Raw genomic sequence first — 2,590 nt, 5'->3', positions numbered from 1 at the left:
CAGGTGGATCAGCCCCTCGTTGAGCAGCCTGTAGTTCTCCCTGGCGACGGCAATGCTGTCCATTACACCCAAATCTGACCGTGGATCATCGTAGGCATCGGGGTAAAGATAGACGCCGTCCCTCGTTTTCACACTGACATGGACGCGAACACCCCAATCAGGCAATTGCAGGCTGGACATTAACGCATTCAGGTTCTCCCGGAGGGCATCTTTGAGACGCACGCTGCCGTCGAACAACACACGGGTGTCGCCGATCGCCGTGGCCGTCATCATTTTGTCATACCGCGCGTGAATGGTCTTTTCCAGCACCTGAATCGAAAAGACATATCCGAATGGCGGCAGCAGGACGCATAGAATCAGCGTTTTAAATGGGAAATAACGCATAGTTAGATCTCGGACAACATCCGTCGCGCATCATCGGCGCCATCGAAATTTCCGTCCAGTGCAAGTGCCTTTTCCAAGAATGATTTGGCCCGTTCCGGTTCGCCTTTTTTGAACAGTGCCACTCCCAGGTGGTAATTGACCGTGGCGTTTTCAGGCAATTTTTCCAGGCTGCCCGAAAACTCCTGCACGGCATTTCCATACAGACCTTTTTTATAGTAGATCCAACCAAGCGTATCCATGACACTGGGGTCGTCGGGCAGTTTCTCTTTGGCGATCCGGGCGAATTTCAGCGCATCATCGATATCGCCTTCACGGGAGGAGAGCAGATAGGCCAGGTTGTTGGCGGCCGGTGCAAACTGGGGGTTGATGTCCAGGGCAGCCCGGTAATGCTTTTCTGACATGTCAAACTGGTTCTGCATATCGTAGATCGTTCCCAGCAGCATGTGCGGTCCGGCCTGCTTCGGGTCTTTATCAAGGATGGCCATGTACTGGTCGATGGCTTTCTGCTGCTGCTTACCGGAGAGGTAGATTCTCGCCAGGGCATAGTAGGGTGGCAAGAAATCCGGGTTTTCCTGTATGGCCGTCTCAAAGGCCTTTTCGGCAGCATCGGTCTTCTTCTGGGCCAACCACAGGCTACCTTTGAGGTTGTGGATGATGGCCCTGGCAACGGCAGCATCGCCGACTTTTTCCAACTGCGTATCGCATTTATCCAGGGCGATGGCCAGTTCCCCCATGGCGCCATGCACCAGAACGATATTGGTGAACACATCCATCAGCATGGGGTTCAGCGCCATGGCCGCATTGAAGCTATCCAGTGCAGCATTGTATTGCTTGGTCGACCGCTGCAGCAGCCCCAGCCGATAATAGCCGGCCGGGTTTTCCGGGTTTTCGGCGATCATGGTTTTAAAGGCCGCCTCTGCATCGGCTGATTTACCCTGGGCCATCAACGCGTTGCCCTGCATCAACCTGGCCCGGGAATCCTTCGGATTCAGCGCCAGGATCTCGGCACACTCTTTCTGGGCCGTTTCAAAATCCCGCTCTTTCAACGCGATCTCGGCTAAAAGCATCCGGGCATTTACATACTTGGGGTTGAGCTCGACGGCTTTGACAAGGGAGGTCTTGGCCACTTGCGTCTCGCCTTTGCCCAGGTGACAAAATCCCTTCAGGTAGTGTGCCCGAGCGGAGCGCGGCTCTTCTTTAACCAACTGATCGAAGATCGCGATGGCCTCGGAGAATGCTTTGTTGATCGCGGCCATCTCGCCTTTCATCATCCGCGCAGGGAAAAAGTTGGGCCGCTCTTTGAGCACCTTGGCCAGGTATTTTCCAGCGTCGTCCATCTGCTGGTGCTTGAGGAAATAACCGGCCATGGCGGTCATGATGTTGACGTCGTCCGGCTTGAGCGCCAGGGCCTTCTCGTACATGGCCAGGGTTTTTTCCGCGTTGTCCGACGCGTCGTAGAAACCGGCCGCTACCATGTATGGTTTGATCTGGGTCGGAGTGGTCTCGATCGCCTTGAGATAGGCGCCTTCCGCTTCCACCGGTTTTTTCATCTGGAAGAAAAAGTTGCCGAGGATAATGTAAAGATCCGAATTGCCCGGGTTTAGCTGGATGGCCTTTTCAATTTGGGCCTGGGCGTTGTCGGGGTCATTTCGCCCGGTGTAGAATCGGACCAGTTCCAGGCGCGGTTTGATTTCGGCCGGATCCAATTCGATCGCACGCAGTAACTGGGACCGTGCTTCGTCGATTTTGCCCTGTCGGGCATAGACCCGGGACAACCCCATGTAGGCGCGGGATTGCTTGCCGTCCAATTCCAGGATTTTTTCAAAGACCGATGCCGATTCAAACAAGTTTTTTTCAAGGTCAAAGAGGCCGGCCATCAGAAACAGGGCCTCGATGTTGTTGGGTTCCCTGGAAAGCACTGCTTCGACTCGTTCACGGGATTCAGCGGTTTTTTTACCCAGCATGTAAAAGGTGGCCAGTTTGAGGGAGGCATCGATGTTTTCCGGATCGAGTTTGGCCACCATGCTGTATTCCCTGAAGGCCCCCCGGGGGTCTCCCAGTTTCAGATAGGTTTCCCCCAGGCGTTCGTAGGCATCCACAAACTCCGGATCGATCTGTATGGCGTTGCGAAACTCCAGCTCCGCACTCTTATATTCCCCTTTTTCAAAATAGGTTTCCCCTTTTTCCAGATGGGACGCCATTTTCT

At 54.3% G+C, this 2,590-nt stretch carries 2 protein-coding genes; both read right to left on the bottom strand.

The window, feature by feature from the left end:
• Positions 1 to 384 (bottom strand): hypothetical protein (locus ABYV26_RS24280; RefSeq protein WP_372683928.1); only part of this gene is annotated, 384 nt, incomplete at its 3' end.
• A gap of 2 nt (positions 385 to 386) precedes the next feature.
• Positions 387 to 2,590, bottom strand: a 2,204-nt coding sequence (locus ABYV26_RS24275; protein ID WP_372683927.1) for a tetratricopeptide repeat protein, incomplete at its 5' end; no start/stop codon positions are given.

Source organism: Desulfosarcina sp. (assembly GCF_041551955.1).
Classification (GTDB): Bacteria; Desulfobacterota; Desulfobacteria; order Desulfobacterales; family Desulfosarcinaceae; genus Desulfosarcina.
The sequence above is the reverse complement of the archived record's forward strand: the minus strand, read 5'-3'. Positions and strand labels throughout refer to the sequence as shown.